The organism is Bdellovibrio sp. HCB-162, assembly GCF_047344985.1.
GTDB lineage: Bacteria > Bdellovibrionota > Bdellovibrionia > Bdellovibrionales > Bdellovibrionaceae > Bdellovibrio.
The window spans coordinates 488,539-505,408 of the sequence record NZ_CP178861.1 but is presented as its reverse complement, the minus strand read 5'-3'; the positions used below and the strand labels follow the sequence as shown (position 1 = coordinate 505,408).

The following is a 16,870-nucleotide window of genomic DNA, read 5'->3' as shown; positions in this document are numbered from 1 at the left end:
ATTATCTCATGTTATTAATAGACTGAAGCATCTGGTCTGACGCTTGAATCACTTTTGAATTTGTTTCGTAAGCGCGTTGAGACGTGATCATGTTCACCATCTCATCAACAATATTCACGTTACTTGCTTCCAGTTGTCCTTGCGCCAAATAGCCTGTGCCATTCAAACCTGGACGAGACGCAATGGCCTGACCGCTCGAAGGAGTTTGTGCAAACAAGTTTTTACCCAAAGCTTTAAGACCTGCTGGGTTCACGAAATTTGTAATATCAATCTGTCCAATTGTTGTTGGAGCGTCACTCAAACCTTGGATCACGCGCACTTCGCCGTTTGGAGCCACTTCAATTCCAGAAACATCTGGTGGAACTGTAATCTCGGGTTGCAAGGCATTTCCATTTTTATCGACGATACGACCTTGAGGATCTTTTTTGAAAGCGCCATCACGCGTGTAAGCCACTTGACCATCCGGAGTCAGAACTTGGAAAAATCCTGCGCCTTCAATTTGAATATCCAAAGGATTTTTTGTGACTTGTGCATTTCCACCGGCGAAATCTTTTTGAATCGCAGCGGTACGAACACCCAGACCTGTTTGCACACCATTCGGAGAATACGAATTCATTCCCGTTGCCGTGCCTGGCTCTTTTTGTGTTTGATACATGAGATCTTCAAACTCTGCGCGAGATCTCTTAAATCCGTTTGTTGAAACGTTGGCGATATTATTGGCGATCACATCCATGTTCGTCTGTTGAGCCGCCATACCTGTCGCTGCTGTATTCAAACTTTTTAGCATCTAGGAATCCTTCCCTTAATTAGTTTTTCCAACCACGTTAACCATCTTATCCGCCATTTGGTCGTAGGCGCTGATGGCTTTTTGCGTACTCTCAAAAACACGATTCGTGGAGATCATGTCTGTCATCTCTTGCACGATATTGACATTGGAAGTCTCAAGGAATCCTTGCTTCAAGCTGGGATTGTTGATGTTTGTCATATCGGGAGTGCTGTTTGCTTTAAATGTATAAAGAGAGCCGCCCACTTTTTGTAAAGTGTCGGGATTGTTCACGTTCACAAGTGAAAGTTTGCCGATGTTTTCCGTGCCTTCAAACACATCGCCATTATCGGCAATAGTGATGGCACCAGATCCTTGCAAACGAATCACACGTGAAGCAGGATCTGCACCCGGCTCACCGGCACGCAAAACAGGATGACCTTCTTTCGTCACAAGTTGACCGTTGCCATCCAAAGTAAAGTTTCCAGCGCGAGTGAGTTTCACTCCCCCTGGAGTTGCCACTTCAAAGAAGCCTTTACCGTCAATGGCAACATCTAAAGCATTCCCAGTGGGTTTCAAACCACCTTGTGAGAAATCAGTGAATGTTCCTTTGGTGTCGACATAACTTTTGTCGCCACCTTGCATATTATAGAAACTTTCAATCGAAGCGACGTCGCGAGGAATTTGCGTTGTCGTTGGTGGCTTTTCATTGGCCGTCAAATATTCTTGGAAAAGTTGCTGGTCGCGTTTGAACGCAGGAGTATTTACGTTGGCCAAGTTATTGGCGATGGTATCTAACTTCGTACTTTGAGCCATCGCTCCGCTAAGAGCTGTGTAGACGCCTTTTACTGACATGTATACTCCTCCACAATTTGTGTAGCAGCAAAGCATGTGCCACGTTTTGACAGGACGGATCTTCGTCTGGGAAAAAGCTTCCAACCTCGACCTTTGACGTGGAGAAAATTTCTGGCCTCCAGTTTTTTTGCATTTGACCGAGGCATTGACCTTTGTCGATGCAGCCAATGAATTGTCAGTTCTTTGTCGACAGTGTCAAAGAATCGGCTTCATAATGATCTTTATGAGAACGTGGGCCGCATTGCTTTTTCCAATTTTGATGACGTCTTTTTCAGCGCACGCTGAAACTCCCAAAACGGCTCCTGCAGTTCCTGTTACGCCGGTCAATCAAGCGCAGACTTTAAAAGAAAAACTAAAATCATTAACGGCGCGTTCAACCAATGTTCACTCCGACAATCTGATTTTTGATTTGCCTGTGACTTACAATAAAAAAGTGAGCAAGTGGATTGCTTACTACCAAGGACCTCGCGGCAACAAATGGTTCCGCGAATGGTTGCAGCGTTCTTACAAGTACATGCCGTTCATTCAAGAAGAACTCAAAGGCGCAAACCTTCCTTTGGATCTTGCTTATATGGTGATGATTGAAAGTGGCTTTGCACCCAATGCGATCAGCCATGCCGATGCTGTCGGACCTTGGCAGTTTATCGAAGCAACCGGCAGCCGTTATGGTCTAAGTAAAACTTGGTGGCTCGATGAGCGCCGTGATCTTAAGAAGAGCACACTCGCTGCAACTCGTTACTTGCGTGACCTCTATAGTGAGTTCGGTTCTTGGTACTTGGTCGCTGCGAGTTACAACATGGGCGAAAACGGATTGCGTCGTCAGATTAAGAAATACGGCACGAAAGATTACTGGACGCTCATAAAACTCAATGCGCTTCCACAAGAAACGCAAGAGTACGTTCCTAAAATCTTGGCCGCGATGCTCATTGCGAAAGCGCCGAACCTTTATGGATTCCGCGACTTAGAAAAAATGGATCCGCTTGAATATGAAGTCGTCATTGTCCCCGGCGGTACGGATTTGGGACCTCTTGCTGATCACTTGGGCGTCACAAGAAAGTCATTAAAAGATTTGAATGCAGAACTCTATTTAGGTTACATTCCTCGTCAGGTGGAAAAACACTTCATCCGCGTTCCAAAAGGAGCGGCCCGACTTGTTTCTTCCTACGTCTACCAGAATCACAGGAAAGTTGCTTTGGAATGAAACCCTTGATCGTGCAAAAATATGGCGGCGCTACTCTTGCAGATCCTGAAAAAATCAGATCTGTTGCCGCCAGAGTCGCGAATCAATCAAAAGAAAATTCTTTGATCGTTGTTGTGAGTGCGATGGGTAAAACCACAAACTCACTCATTGATTTGGCCAATCAAGTTTCTTCCCATCCTCAACGTCGTGAAATGGATATGCTTCTTACAGTCGGTGAACGAATCAGTATGTCGCTCATGAGTATGGCGTTGAACGATCTTGGCTGTCCCGCAATCAGCTTCACAGGAAGCCAGGCAGGAATTTTTACTGATGATTCTCACGTCAATGCCTTCATCAAAGATGTAAAACCTTTCCGTGTCGAAGAATCTTTGAAAACGGACAAAGTTGTGATCCTTGCGGGTTTTCAAGGCGTGTCGCCTGCGACAAAAGAAATCACGACACTGGGTCGCGGAGGTTCGGATACTTCGGCTGTCGCAATGGCGGCTTCATTTAATGCCGATCGTTGTGAAATCTTAAAAGACGTTCCTGCGGTGTTTACCGCTGATCCGAATATCGTGAAATCAGCACGACCTCTGCAAGAACTGAATTACGATCAATTGATGGAAATGACTTTCTGGGGCGCCAAAGTTTTGCACTACCGCTCCGTGGAACTCGCAAAACTTCGCAATGTCACTTTGTACATTGGCCCGGCTTCTAATAAAACTTCCGACGGAACTCTCGTTAAAAAAGGATTGAATATGTTTGAATCCTGCAAAGCACTTTCTTTAAATTCTCATGAAATGGTTTTAGGAATTCTTTCGAAGGAAAAAAATCCGGCGAAGGCGCTTAAAGAACTGCAAACTTTGTTTGATCAAAAACAAATCGCTTTCCCGCAGCTTCTTCACTGTGAAATGAATGCGGATAAATTGGAAATGCTTCTCACGGGTCCTCAAGAAATTGTTCAAGCGATTAAAAAAGAATTGCAGAATCATCCGCAGTTCTCTTTATTGCCCACAGATTTCTCCACAGTGACAGTGACTTGCACAGGGGCGACGTCTCCAGAAATCACTCAGCAAGTTTTAAATGTATTAGCTGACCGCCAACTTCACAGTCACAAACTGATGATGAGTGCGATGAGTGTGACTGTGTTGGTTGAGGCTCCGATCCGCAAACAAGTGATCGAAAGCCTGCACCAGTTGATTTAATAATTATAAATTAAGGAAGCAGAGTCGGACTCATCACCTGATAACGGTTTTGAATCTTCTGCCAAATATTTGAATGCGGTCCTGTGATTCCATCAGGGCCACCCATTCCAGAGATGCCACGCTTCGGATCAAACTGCCCGCCCGGCAAAAACTTTCTAAGATCAGGTCCACCTGGAGTTCCTGCTGCACCATTGGCACCGCCCGCAGCAACACCGCGACCACCGCCACCGTTTCCTCCGCCGTAGGAGCCGCTACCAAATCGGCCGCCGCCTCCGCCGCCATAAAATCCACCTAAAACAGATTTATCTTCGGAACCCGCAGCACCACCGCCACCGGAAGAAGGACCTCCGCCGGAACCGCCACCAGAACCGCCGCCACTCAAGGTGCCTCCACCTTGGCTGCCATCAACACCTTGATCACTTCCCGAAGAAGGTTTTCCTGGGGTGATAGAAGGAAGTCCGGGAATGTCGCCACCGAAATCGGCACTGCCATTATTGTTACTTGCTAAACGCGAAGACGAATCGATAGTGCCCGGAGTTCCCACAGCGTCGCCACCCGCTTTTTGAGCAGTGCCACACATTGGATCGTTCGGATTTTTTATACACACACAGACTTTGTTCGTCGTTGCTTGCGTAGGGTCCGTACAATCTACAGGTCCCGCCGTTTTACAACTAACGTGTGTGGGATTTGCTTTACAGAATTCTGTGACTTGACCTGTTGTCCCCGACGTCAATGAAGCACATTGAGAAGCATTCGCTGAAGTCGCGCCATAGTTTTGAATCGCTTGTTGTGCCTGATTCATTTTCGAATCAAAGTTACCGCATTTTTTCACGGAATCATCGGCAGCAGACAACAAGTTAGATGCCGTTGCCTGATTGTTTTCAGAAACACACTGAAGGTTTTGAGTCAGATAAGATTTCGCATCGGAACAAGCTGACTTACAACTGTTAATAGAGGCATTGCAAGTCATGCGGTAAGCCGCAAGCGCACCATTAGCTGCTTGAGTGAAGTCCGCCATTCTTGAACACGCCGCCTGAATACTTGCCGACGTTTGTTGGCCCATCATCAAAGCCAATTGCGCTCCGGTATTCGTTACGTCCGACATACCAGAATCATTTTTTTCATCACACGTATAAGAAGCGTCACTGTATTCACTGTCACATTTTTGTTTCAACTGTTGATACTGTTGAACGCAGGATCCTGAATTTTGATTTTGACTTGGACGACATGCGTATCCCGATTGGGTGTTATCATCGGCAGCACATTCCCAACCCGATTGACATCCTCCAGGACAACGATTGTTGTCATCTCCTGGGCATTCGCATTTACCATTGACCAAACGTTGCGAGCCACCACCGCGACAAGGTCCTGAACAACGGTTCTCGGAGCCCGATTGGGGTCTGCATGAATAACTGGTTCTTTCAGAGTTGTCGGCTTGGCAAGAATAACCTTCTTGAGTACAGCTCATTTGACAGTCTCTTTGCGCGCGACTGGCTTGAAAATCAAAACCGGGAATAGGCACGCATCTATAAACTGTTGGTGAAAACCGATTGTTCTGAGCATTACACTGATAACCTTCGCCACAGGTCTGCGAACCGCAGGTTTCCTGCGCATGCGCTTGCATTCCGAAACTGATTATCAGAGTGAAAAAGAAGACGAAGTGGATCGCTAGCGAACGAATCATTCCCATGTTTGTACATATCGGATCGATCCGTCCGCAACTTTACAAAAGTATAACCGTGTCTCAAGGTGAGACGCTATGGCACCAATGAAGGCCTTACCACTTGATATCTGTTCTGAATTTTCTGCCAAATATTTGAATGTGGTCCCGTGATTCCATCAGGCCCTGCAGCTCCGGCCAGTCCTCGCGCCCGAGGATCATATTTTCCTCCCGGTAAAAATTGGCGAAGATCGGGGCCACCAGAACCTTTGACTGCTCCGGCATTTTGGGCAGCGACTCCGCGCGCTCCGCCTGATCCACCGTCGCCACTTCCGTATCCACCTTTGTAACCACTGCCGCCACCGCCATAGTATCCACTTAACACGTCACGAGGATTTGTTGCGCCACTGGCATCTTCCGCTGAATTTCCGTTCTTTGCTCCAGCACCCGCGCCAGAACCTGTACCCGTTGCTGAAAGTGTGCCGCCTCCCTGACTGCCATCCACAGCTTGACCAGGTCCGCCGGAAGAAGGTTTTCCCGGCATCACAGGTGGAAGATTTGGCAAATCTCCAGAGAAGTCTTCCGCACCACCGCTGGCAACACGCGAAGAAGAATCAATCAAGCTTGTGTTACCACCATCTGAAATGGCCTTTTGTGAACTTGAACACATCGGATCGTGAGGATTCACCGAACACACACAAACTTTATTGCTCGTAGCCTCGGTAGGATTTGTGCAATCCACTGGTGCCGCAGGATTACAGCCGACCGCCGTTGGATTTGCTTTGCAATATTCAGGAACGGCCGCTGTTGTTCCCTTCGAAAGTTGCGCACACTGGCTGGCATTGGCGGCAGTCATGCCATAGTTTTGAATGGCTTGTTGCGCTTCGTTCATTTTTGCATCGTAGTTATTGCAACGACCCGCGATCGCTTCCGCAGACGACACCATCGCAAGACTGTTTTGATTGCGAAGCTGCAGAGTGATTTGACGAGCACTCTCAGAAACATTTGGTAAATCAATATTACCCGACGGAGAATTCACAAAACAATTCGAGTTGGATTTCGAAAAGTTCACTAGATCCGCACAAGCTGAACGACAATCTTTGATTGCTCCGCTGCACATCAAACGATAAGCGGCCACCGCACCATTCGCCGCCTGAGAAATGTCCGCCATCTTAGAACAAGCCGCTTGAATGCTGGCCGAAGTTTGTTGACCCATCATTAACGCCACTTGTGAGGCCGTTGCCGAAACAGAGTTCATCCCCGCATCGTTTTTTTCATCACAAGTGCTGTCTGTTTCAGAAAGCTTCGTTTCGCATTGTTGATACAGCTGCGCAAACTGTGCCTGACATTGGGCTGCTTGAGAATTGTTATTTTGATTTTGTGTCTGTTGTTGTTGCTGCTGCGGAGTCGGAGAAACATTGCGTGCATCCGCCGCCGGCATCGTCGTCCGTCCCGTGCTCGGTTTGCTTCCGCAATAACCTTCCATCTGAGTTTGCACCAGACAGTTGTCATAACCTTTTGGATTCAGAGCGGGATTATACTGGCTTTCGCAAAAGTATTTGCAGCCTAAAAAGGGATCTGCCGCCTGCACTTTCTGCAAGGACCAAAGCGATACGCTAAGGAGGGTGAATACCAAAAATACCTTTTTCCCCATGGTAAACTTATCGGTATTAAGGCTAGTTTGCTAAATAGACTCGCAAATCTTTCTCATGATTTAGTGAGGACAATCCCGTATTCACGACTTCTCTTTGAGCTCAGCGTCTCATTCTGAAACTGCGTTCTCTTAAAAATAGTAATTTGTACCGCAAACCACCTCGCAATATTTCGATGACTTCCCGGCGTTTTCTCTTTTCATTTTTTATGGGTTGATGTCGAATCACCTAGAGTCTATTTGAAAAGTTCTTACGTAAAGGAGCCCTCATGGAAAAAACTCTTCAGTCATTTTCGGTTCAAGGTGCCGACGGTTCACAAGTTTCTCTTGGTAAGTACAAAGACCAAGCGGTTCTTATCGTGAACGTTGCGAGCAAATGCGGTTTTACTCCGCAGTACAAAGGCCTTGAAGAACTCTACGAAAAATTCAAAGACCAGGGCTTCACTGTGCTTGGATTTCCTTGCAATCAATTCGGAGCGCAAGAGCCCGGCAACAACGCCGAGATCCAAGAATTTTGCCAACTCAACTATGGCGTAAAATTCCCCGTGATGGCAAAAGTGGATGTGAATGGCGACAATGCGGATCCTCTTTATCAATGGTTGAAAGAATCCGCTCCGGGCCTTCTAGGCACTGAGATGATCAAGTGGAACTTCACGAAATTTTTGGTGGGACGTAACGGCAAAGTTTTGAAACGCTATGCTCCTCAAGAAGAACCAAAAAATATCGCTGACGATATTCAAAAAGCTTTGGCCTAGGTTCTTTCCAAGAACAAAGTGTCGGCCTTGGTCCCCTGTCTGAACCTTAGACAGGAACCGACCTTCAAATACTCGTATTTCCCTCTGTGAGGGCACCTCGATTGCAATCGTTTTTTTTGATAACGAAAGAGGTGTCCTGTGACTTTGAAAATCTTTTTCCAAGTTCTTCTAAGTTTTCTCATTTTGGGACAGGAACATCTTTACGCCGCTGTTGAAGTAAAAAAAGAAAAATTCGCTAACGGCAACACCGCCAATGAATCTTACTATCAAGGCAATCTGCTTGTTGAACAACGCTTCTACAGCACAGATGGCAATTTCACTTCATGGCAACGCTATCAGTATCCAGAACCAGGTCATGTAATCAAAGCCAGCATTTCCGTTGAAAAGGAATCTTTTGGACAAACCCAATGGCAGGAAGAGTGGACCGGTCTTAACGAGAAGAACGACACGACCGAAAATTCAGTGCGCTTGCGCCGCTGGGTTTATACGGACGAAGTTCCACATAAATTTGAATACATCGAAAACTACGAAACCAAAAAACCTTTCCGTATTCTTAAGAAAGACTATTTGAACGACAAGAATCAGTTTCTTTCTTCGATTTTCTTTTCCTATAAGGGCGACGAAGAAAAACCTTATGCCTTCGTCGAAAAAAATGCCGAAGGAAAAATCATTTCTCAGTTTTCAATGTACGAGCCTTACGATCTTGTGAAAACACTGCGTGCCCAAGGCAGATCAGAAAAAGAAATAGAGATTCTAAAACGTCAAAGAGAAAACCCAAATAAGTTTCTCATCGCCATCATTGATTCAGGTTTTGATTACAACCACGAAGCTTTAGTCACTAAATGGTGGAACAATCCCAATGATCCAATGGACGGTATCGACAACGATAAAAATGGATGGGTTGACGATAATTTCGGATGGGAACAAGTCCGTAATATCGGTCTTCCAACAGAATCTTCCACAGGTTTTCAAAAAGACAACCGTCCACTTTCTCACGGAACGCATGTGGCTCACATCGCGATTCGTGGCCTCGATAATGCGGCTCTCATCGGCTTTGCGGGTGACTATACGCAAGCCGCTTACGTCAACCGCATTTCTGCATTCTTAAAACAACATCAAGTCAAAGTCGTGAATATGAGCATCGGACTTCCCAGTGACAACAAAGACCTCTTGGGTCTGCGTGATGCGATCAAGGCCTATAGCCGAATGATCGACAACAACCCTGACACTTTGTTTGTTGTGGCTTCTGGAAATGCCGAGCAAGATCTTGATGACTATAAAAACCGTCAGTATCCCGCAAGTTTTACTCAGCCCAATGTTCTTAAGGTGGGCGCATTAGACGCCTCAGATTATAGCGAAGTGACTCCGCAAAATGCCAAAATGGCTTATTTCTCGAACTATGGAAAAACCAGCGTGGATATTCTTGCTCCGGGAGTTAAAGTAAGTGCTGCAAGTCTTGGTGGAGGACTGATTGCTCACTCCGGAACTTCGATGGCAACACCTTATATGGTGAACCTTGTTGCCCGTCTTTGGAGCGAGTTGCCTCACCTTAAAGCTTCCGAAGTGCGTGAGTTGTTCATTAAAACCGCTCAAGTTCTTCCAACTCCGGCACCGATTCTCTCAAAAGGCTATGCAGATTTAAACGCGGCTCTTTTACAAGGAAAGATCGATCACCTCCTTGGCAACTACGCAAAAAAAGGAGGACCTAATTGCTGGAACTCCGCCACTTATCTTGCCAATATCTCTGAAGCCGTCCATCACACTTTGGGAAGCGAGTTTGCTTTTGTGATTGATTCTCCTTTGTGCAAACAGATTTCAAAAGAAGAAATGAAAAAGGGCGACATCGTGGCCCTTCGTCGCTTCAATAAAAGTGGAAAACTTCTTCCGGCCGCGATGTTTTCTGAAGTGCACGGCTACACTTACTTAGGAGACGGCAAAGGGTTTACGAAAAATGGTGTCACGGAGACAGCTCCTTACCAAATCCAAACTGCGGCGGAGATTTTTAATTTTTACAAAAGCAGCGAATCTAAAAATTGCAAAATGAACGGCATTGATCGCGAGCACTGCAACCTTAAAGAAGTCGCTTATCGCTGCACGGACTTTGAAACGTACATGTCTAAAAAAGGCGGCTTGAACGTTTTTGAAAGAGATGTTCTTTTCAAAATTTCGAACCTCGAAAAAAACATGCAAGCAAAACTGCTCTATGGACAGATCATTTCACTAGATTTCGATAAGGTCATTAAAGCTGTGCAAGAAGATATCGAGAATCTTAAAGCCGCTGGCAGCTCTGAACTTGTGACGGACTATTTCGAAGCAAGATTAGAGTCGCTTAATACGCAGTTTTAGTTTGCGTCCAAACGCGTAAAAACAAAAAAGTCCCCAACATTACGAAACTGACAGCAACTCATTTTCGTTTGGCAAAGCAAAGGGGCTGAGCAATCATTCTAGTTTTTATTGCTTCGGCAAGAGGAAAACTATGACTGTTCAGATCCCTGTTCAACCGATCGAATGCCAGAACTTTGTCTCTGGAAAATTTAAAAAAGGCTCCGGTACAAAAACCGAAGTTATCAGCCCCTACACTGGAAAAAAAATTGGTGAATTTTGTAACTCCACGCCGGATGACGTGAACGCCGCGATTTCCGATGCAGTGACCGCGCAAAAAGAGTGGGCTGAAGTTCCGATGAAAGAGCGCACGAAAGTGATGTTCAACTTCCGTCAAATCTTGATGCGCGACCTTGATGAAATCGCTCACCTGAAAAGTTCTGAATCTGGAAAAAGTTTCGCTGAAGGAAAGGCGGGTCTTTTAAAAGGCATTGAAGTTCTGGAATTCGCGATCGCTCTTCAAAACATGGATCTCGGTGGAAAAAGCGAAGTGTCCCGCGGAGTTTCTTGTGAATACCGTCGCGAGCCTTTGGGTGTTGTTGCGAATATCACCCCGTTCAACTTTCCTGCAATGGTTCCGATGTGGACGATTCCTATCGCTCTGACTTTGGGAAATGCTTATATCTGGAAGCCTTCTGAAAAAACGCCGCTGACTTCTTTAAAAATTGCAGCCGCTCTCAAAGAAGCCGGACTTCCTGACGGACTTTTCCAAGTTCTGCAAGGTGGGAAAGAAACTGTCGAAGCGATTATCGACAATAAAAACGTCAAAGCTGTTGGTTTCGTTGGCTCAACAAAAGTTGCAAAAACAGTTTATGAACGTGGAACTCAATTGGGTAAACGTGTTCTTGCCCTTGGTGGCGCAAAAAATCACATCGTTCTTTTACCAGATGCGAATCCAGAACTTTCTGGCATCGGTATCAGCGATTCCTTCACGGGATGCGCAGGCCAACGCTGCATGGCGGCTGCTGTGTTGTTAGCTGTTGGTAACGTCGATAAGCACATCGAAAAAATCACAGAGCGCGCCCGCTCTTTGGTTTTAGGAAAAGACATGGGAGCGATTATCACAAAATCCCAAGTGGATTTCTTAAACACTGCGATTGCTAAAGCTGAACAAGAAGGTGCGAAAGTTCTGTTAGATGGTCGTAAAGCCAAAGCCCCTGCCGGAATGGAAGGCGGACACTGGATTGGTCCTACAATTCTAGACAACGTTTCCCCTAACAGCGAAGTCGCAAAGGTGGAACTCTTTGGGCCGATTCTCAGCATCATCCGCTGTCAGGACATTTCTCAAGCAATGAAGATTGAAAACAGCATTGAGTACGGCAATGCGTGCTCTGTTTTCACTTCCAGCGGAAACTTAGCAGAAAAAGTGGTGCGCATGGCTTCGACAGGAATGGTCGGCGTGAACGTCGGCGTTCCAGTTCCTCGTGAACCGTTCTCTTTTGGCGGCGTGAATGCTTCCAAATTCGGTCATGGAGATATCACAGGCCATCACTCCTTGGATTTTTGGTCGAACGTAAAAAAAGTCACAGTGAAATGGGAAAAACAAGACGACAACAACTGGATGTCGTAACAGAGGTTCTTATGAAAAGATCATCGCATGTTATTTTAACGTCACATTCAAGTCAGGTTTTCAAAGACAGCTTACCGATCAACTGGGGCGCAAAAGACCCTGCTGTGCGTGGCCCTGTCATTGCTTCTTTGACCGACACGAAAAAAAGAAATGCCATCGGCACACATAGCGGAAGTTATACCGTGTATCGCGCACTTTCGATCGCTCAAGGAAAATACTCAACACTTCACAAACCGGATCTTCACAACACCGAAAGCCCTGTGAAAATCGGCCCTTTTGCTTCTTGGTTTGATCCGCAAAAAATGGTTTCCATTGATCCTTGGGGTTTTGACGTTCCTATTCATTTTAAAAAATACTTTGATGAAGGTTACGATGTTCGTCCGACAGTGGCCGTCACTCAGGCGCATCTACAAATTCCTGAAATCTATGAAGCCATTGATAAAGGCCGTCTAAAAATCGACGGGAAAATTATCAACGAACACAAAGATATCAAAATCACAAAAGTCGCTTTTGAACCTGTGTGGTATTTGCCGGGCATAGCTCAACGCTTGGGTGTTGACGAAGGTGAATTAAGAAAAATTCTTTTCCAAGAAACCGGCGGCATGTTCCCAGAACTTGTGACAAGACCGGATTTGAAAGTCATGCTGCCGCCCATCGGCAATACGACAGTTTATATTTTCGGAAACCCGCAAGATCTTGCAAATCCAAATGTGGAACTCACGTGCCGTGTGCATGATGAGTGCAACGGCTCTGACGTGTTCGGTTCTGATATCTGCACATGCCGTCCGTATTTGATTTACGGAATTGAAGATGCAGCAAGAACCGCGCAACGCGGTGGCGTAGGTATTATCGCTTACTACCGTAAAGAAGGTCGCGCTTTGGGCGAAGTGACGAAGTTCCTCGTTTACAACGCTCGTAAACGTCAAGCTGGTGGTGATTCTGCAGCAACTTACTTCCACCGCACAGAATGTGTCGCGGGTGTCGAAGATGCGCGCTTCCAAGAGTTGATGCCGGACATCTTGCACTTCTTTGGAATCACAAAAATTCACAATCTGCACTCCATGAGCAATATGAAATACGATGCAATCATTAAAAGCGGCATTGAGGTCGTGAATCGCATCTCCATTCCTGAAAACTTGATCCCTGCTGACGCGAAAGTGGAAATCGAAGCAAAGAAAGCCAAAGGCTATTTCAACGCCGGTGACGCAAAATCAGGAGAAGAACTTAAAAACGTCAAAGGAAGACCGATCGATGAATAATCACACTTATACTGAAAAAGATTTGGACTTTTTGCTGTCTCCTTTGGCGATCCGCCAAAGTGCCGAGAAAATTTTAGAACTGACACAAGCAGGACAAACGCATTTTCAATACCATCCTGAAAAATTCAATCACGTTGTCGACTACGTGGTCGAAGTGATTCAAGCCAATTATCCAAGTCTGGAAATCCCTTTTCACTCACGCTGGGGACACTTCCGTGTCGGCGGTATTGATCGCGTAAAAACGTTGGAAGAAAAAATGGCGGGCTTTGATCCCATGGAAAAAGCGCGCACGAAGTTTGATTTAGTTATCACGTCTGTTCTTTTAGATGCAGGTGCCGGAGCCACGTGGTCTTACCGCGAAGGTTCTTCAGGAAAAACTTTTAACAGATCTGAAGGTTTAGGCGTCGCAAGTTTCTATCTTTTTATGGAAGGAAAGCTTTCTAGCGACAAAGCTCATCCATTCCGTGCTACAGGCGAAGGCTTGCAACATCTTTCCCAAGAAACTTTAGAAAAAGCTTTCCAAGTTTCGAAGGAAAATCCATTGGTGGGTGTCGAAGGTCGTTTGTCTTTGCTGCACAATCTTGGAAAAGTTGTGAGTTCTAAAAAAGATCTTTTCCCTGGCGCTCGTCCGGGTGGTTTGGTGGATTATCTTCACAATCGCTACGGAAAGAAAATCACGGGACCGCAAGTTTTGCGTGCGGTGCTTGATGGCCTTGGAGAAATCTGGCCGGGCCGCGTGAAAGTCGGTGGTGTGAATCTTGGCGATATCTGGTCTTACTCCAAAGTTCCAGGCGGTTTAGCGGCATTCCATAAGCTTTCCCAATGGATGAGTTACTCTTTGATGGAGCCTCTCATGGAAGCAGGCTTTGAGCTTGTCGAAGTTGAAAAGCTCACGGGCCTAGCTGAATATCGCAATGGTGGACTTCTTTTGGATTTGGGACTCATCACTTTGAAGGACCAAGCTCTGTTAGAAAAATCTCACCGTCCTGATTCCGAATTGATTATCGAGTGGCGCGGCCTCACGGTTTCGCTTTTAGATCGTATCGGCGAAAAGGTTCGCCATAAACTAAACAAATCAGATTCAGAATTCCCTCTTGCCAAAGTTCTTGAAGGTGGCACGTGGTGGGCTGGTCGCAAAGCTGCCAAAGCCTTGCGCGCGGATAGCTCCCCGCCATTAAAAATCGAGAGCGATGGAACCGTTTTTTAAGGAGTCTCCCGTGAATAAAGTAAAAGTTATTGATCACCCGCTTTTAAGACATAAACTTGGTTACCTTCGCGATAAGGACACCTACTCTCACGAATTTCGCGAAATCGTGAAGGAAGTCTCAAAAATCCTCGTTTACGAGGCCATGCGCGACTGGAAGCACCTGGAAACCGTGGCTATTGAGACCCCGATCGCTAAAACGGTCGCTGAGCGCATTGTAAAACCGCCTGTGGTGGTCTCTATCATGCGCGCCGGGAACGGAATGCTAGATGCCGTCTTATCCATGATTCCAAGGGCCAGCACCGGTTTTATTGGCATTTACCGCGATAAATTCATTCACAATACGGTGGAGTATTACTTTAAAATGCCTCAGGACGTGCAGAATAAAGAAATTATACTCTGTGATCCTTTGATTGCCACTGCCGACACTATTGTGGCAGCTATAGACAGATTAAAAAACTACGGAGTAGGTTCCATTAAGGTGTTGAGCATCTTAGCGAGCCAAACAGGTCTTGAGCGCATCCTGCACTTCCATCCCGATGTCGAGATCTACACAGTGAACGTTGAGACTGAAATCAACGAACTGGGTTACCTCGTTCCGGGCCTTGGCGATGCCGGGGACCGTTTGTTTCAAACAAAGTAGGATCAAAGCATGAGCGTGTACATTATCGGTGTAGCAGGTGGTAGCGGGTCAGGCAAAACACATTTCGCAAAACAATTGCAAGAGCAATTGGGCGACGACAATTGCATGATCCTTTACCAAGACAACTACTACATCGATCAATCACACCGCTTTGAAGGCTGCGGCTCCGTCAACTTTGACCACCCTGACAGTCTGGATTTTTCTCTTCTTGCGGCGGGCTTAAGAAAACTCAAAAAAGGTCACGACATCGAAATTCCAATTTATGATTTCGTGACTCACACCCGCCGTCCTGAAACGATCAAAAGCTCTCCGAAAAAAATCGTATTAGTCGATGGTATTTTGATTCTTCATTCTAACGAAGTGCGCGCGGAACTTGATGAGGCGGTCTTCTTTGACACTCCTGAAGAACTTCGCTACCAAAGACGTCTTCACCGCGACGTGAATGAGCGCGGCCGCACTCCTGAAGGCGTTCAGAGACAGTTCGAGCTGCACGTCCGACCTATGCACAATCAGTTCGTCGAACCTTCAAAAAATTTCGCTGAAACTGTGATCAAAGATTTGGGTGAATACAGCGAAGCTTTGAAGTTCTTTTGCCAAAAGCTTTCCGCACTGAACTGATCCTTGCCCGTGTGCAATGAACAAAAAGAAATGATTTCAACGCTCGCATTTTCTTCCCATTGCGCACTGTCTTCTGATACAAGCCTTCACATCAACAAACCATAAGGGAGTTTTAAATGAAATCATTGCTTAAAAAGGCAACGCCTTTCGTGTTCGTGTTTTCTTCACTCGCTGTTGCCGCTACTCTTATCACTAAAGAAGAAGTGAATAAAAAAGTCGCTGCAATTGTGGCTCCGTTCAATAACGAAACAACAACAATGGACATCAGCTTCACTGACTTGAATGTCGATGCTGTTCGCGCTTTGGATTTTGGTATTGCTGCGACTGTGACTAAAAAAGGACCTGAGAACGAACTGGCTTTGAAACTTCAAAATGCAAGCTACCACTACGGTGATGGTTCTGCGCCAACGGCAACGGCAGACTTGTCATTGCAATTAGATCTTCAAAAAGCTTTTGGCCAAGAGACAATCAACCAATTCGGTACAGACCTGGATCAGTTGGCAAAAGATCTTGCTTCTGAATACACAAAAAAATACGGCGAAGCGGCTATCCTAGATATCGCGATGGAAGATTTGCAAAAAGATGCTCAAGGAAACGTACAGTCTGCAAGATTGCGCATCAACGCGACAATCGATATGACGAAACTTCCTGCAAACTTGAAACTTGAAGACGTTGAACTTAAATCTGTTCAAGCTGTTTTATCGGCAAGCACGGGTGGTGTGAACGGCAAAATCCAAGCTGTGATCAATCCTGCTTACAAAGGTTTTGATGCCAATCAACCAGGACTTAAGGAGATCATCGAAAAACTTCTTAGCGACGACAAAGAAACTTACGACAGCATTTCTCAAATCACAACGATGCTAGATCACGTGGCGACTTGGTTGGTGAACCAAAAACCAGAACAACCACCACAGCCTCAACCACAGCCGTAAAAAAACTCTTAAAATAGAGAACCAAAAAAGCCTCGGCTCTTCGTGATCTGGGGCTTTTTTATTGTCAAAAAGATCTTCACAAAATCAATCTTATCAGAATCAATCATGGCCAGTCTCAGCCTGGCATTCGTATATTTCAAATCAGCTTTCCTCTTTTCAAGCGTCCAAAGCTTTCTATAATTAGATCCTATGC

The 16,870-nt window shown here is 45.9% G+C and carries 14 protein-coding genes; 10 read left to right on the top strand and 4 right to left on the bottom strand.

Going from position 1 to position 16,870, the window contains the following annotated elements:
- Window position 1 precedes the first annotated feature (1 nt).
- Together flgG and flgF are read right to left on the bottom strand one after the other, a co-directional pair.
- Complete coding sequence (flgG, locus tag ACLSSO_RS02505) at window positions 2-787, bottom strand: flagellar basal-body rod protein FlgG (protein WP_295905980.1); 786 nt, start codon at window positions 785-787, stop codon at window positions 2-4.
- A gap of 15 nt (window positions 788-802) precedes the next feature.
- Window positions 803-1,618: a flagellar basal-body rod protein FlgF gene (flgF, locus tag ACLSSO_RS02500; protein WP_295905979.1), complete on the bottom strand. Its 816-nt coding sequence runs from the start codon at window positions 1,616-1,618 to the stop codon at window positions 803-805.
- A 223-nt stretch (window positions 1,619-1,841) separates the two neighbouring features.
- Here flgF and ACLSSO_RS02495 point away from each other — a divergent pair, with 223 nt between their 5' ends.
- Window positions 1,842-2,819, top strand: coding sequence for a lytic transglycosylase domain-containing protein (locus tag ACLSSO_RS02495; protein ID WP_413943953.1), 978 nt, complete (start codon window positions 1,842-1,844; stop codon window positions 2,817-2,819).
- Complete coding sequence (locus tag ACLSSO_RS02490) at window positions 2,816-4,003, top strand: aspartate kinase (protein ID WP_295905821.1); 1,188 nt, start codon at window positions 2,816-2,818, stop codon at window positions 4,001-4,003. The genes ACLSSO_RS02495 and ACLSSO_RS02490 overlap by 4 nt, the downstream gene beginning before the upstream one ends.
- A 10-nt stretch (window positions 4,004-4,013) precedes the next feature.
- Here the strand turns inward: ACLSSO_RS02490 and ACLSSO_RS02485 are convergent, their stop codons facing one another.
- Entirely contained in the window at window positions 4,014-5,471 is a 1,458-nt protein-coding gene (locus ACLSSO_RS02485) for a hypothetical protein (protein WP_295905820.1), read from the bottom strand.
- Between the two features lie 289 nt (window positions 5,472-5,760).
- On the bottom strand, window positions 5,761-7,299 hold the full coding sequence (locus ACLSSO_RS02480; RefSeq protein ID WP_413943952.1) for a hypothetical protein: 1,539 nt from the start codon (window positions 7,297-7,299) through the stop codon (window positions 5,761-5,763).
- Between the two features lie 284 nt (window positions 7,300-7,583).
- Here ACLSSO_RS02480 and ACLSSO_RS02475 point away from each other — a divergent pair, with 284 nt between their 5' ends.
- The 8 genes from ACLSSO_RS02475 (at window position 7,584) to ACLSSO_RS02440 (ending at window position 16,677) form a co-directional block, all read left to right on the top strand.
- A complete protein-coding gene (locus ACLSSO_RS02475; protein WP_295905818.1) occupies window positions 7,584-8,069 on the top strand; it encodes a glutathione peroxidase in 486 nt (161 codons plus the stop codon).
- Between the two features lie 138 nt (window positions 8,070-8,207).
- Complete coding sequence (locus ACLSSO_RS02470; RefSeq protein ID WP_413943951.1) at window positions 8,208-10,415, top strand: S8 family serine peptidase; 2,208 nt, start codon at window positions 8,208-8,210, stop codon at window positions 10,413-10,415.
- Between the two features lie 130 nt (window positions 10,416-10,545).
- Window positions 10,546-12,021 carry an aldehyde dehydrogenase family protein gene (locus tag ACLSSO_RS02465; protein ID WP_295900040.1) on the top strand — a complete coding sequence of 492 codons (1,476 nt, stop codon included), beginning with the start codon at window positions 10,546-10,548 and terminating at the stop codon, window positions 12,019-12,021.
- Window positions 12,022-12,032: 11 nt separating this feature from the next.
- Complete coding sequence (locus ACLSSO_RS02460; protein WP_295900041.1) at window positions 12,033-13,280, top strand: GTP cyclohydrolase II; 1,248 nt, start codon at window positions 12,033-12,035, stop codon at window positions 13,278-13,280.
- Window positions 13,273-14,487 carry a URC4/urg3 family protein gene (locus ACLSSO_RS02455; RefSeq protein WP_295900042.1) on the top strand — a complete coding sequence of 405 codons (1,215 nt, stop codon included), beginning with the start codon at window positions 13,273-13,275 and terminating at the stop codon, window positions 14,485-14,487. Before ACLSSO_RS02460 ends, ACLSSO_RS02455 begins: the two co-directional genes overlap by 8 nt.
- A gap of 10 nt (window positions 14,488-14,497) precedes the next feature.
- Window positions 14,498-15,127 carry a uracil phosphoribosyltransferase gene (gene upp, locus ACLSSO_RS02450; protein ID WP_295900043.1) on the top strand — a complete coding sequence of 210 codons (630 nt, stop codon included), beginning with the start codon at window positions 14,498-14,500 and terminating at the stop codon, window positions 15,125-15,127.
- A gap of 9 nt (window positions 15,128-15,136) precedes the next feature.
- Window positions 15,137-15,745 (top strand): uridine kinase, encoded by a 609-nt coding sequence (gene udk, locus ACLSSO_RS02445; RefSeq protein ID WP_295900044.1) that lies wholly within the window; start codon window positions 15,137-15,139, stop codon window positions 15,743-15,745.
- A 116-nt stretch (window positions 15,746-15,861) separates the two neighbouring features.
- The gene (locus ACLSSO_RS02440) at window positions 15,862-16,677 is read left to right on the top strand and encodes a hypothetical protein (RefSeq protein ID WP_295900045.1); all 816 of its coding nucleotides are present in this window, start codon (window positions 15,862-15,864) and stop codon (window positions 16,675-16,677) included.
- Window positions 16,678-16,870 lie beyond the last annotated feature (193 nt).